The 461-nt window shown below is 38.4% G+C and carries 1 pseudogene; it reads left to right on the top strand.

From position 1 onward, the window contains the following. A pseudogene (locus tag JQM81_RS13545) lies at positions 1 to 461 on the top strand (hypothetical protein); the annotation flags it as partial.

Below are 461 nucleotides of genomic sequence, written 5' to 3'. Positions count from 1 at the left end.
TGAAAATGGTATTGCCGTTATTCATCCACAAAAGAACCGTTCAAAGTCAGATTTTGTATCTGAAATCAATGAGAATCTCAGCAATTGCCTAAATCTCATCCAGCAACGGCAAGAGATCCTCTACGATAATCCTGAACACCAATTCGACCATTTGACTATCGTCATTGATGAAGTGCTAGCACTCTCTGAAGGTGTCAATAAGACAATCAAGGATTCTTTTTTCTCGCTATTATCTCAGATTGCTCTACTCGGTCGTGCTACTAAAGTCCATCTTTTTTTAGTAAGCCAGCGCTTTGACCACAATACAATTCCTGTCTCTGTCCGTGAACAATTAAATGTTCTTATCCAAATTGGAAACATCAATAAGAAGACTACACAATTTCTCTTCCCTGATTTAGACCCTGAAGGTATTGTCATCCCTATCGGAAAAGGAACTGGGTTAATTCAAATTATCGACAATG

This window comes from Faecalicatena contorta, assembly GCF_021531895.1.
Taxonomy (GTDB): Bacteria; Bacillota; Clostridia; order Lachnospirales; family Lachnospiraceae; genus JAFBIX01.
Note: the sequence above shows the minus strand (reverse complement) of the source record. Positions and strands in the feature narration are given on the sequence as shown.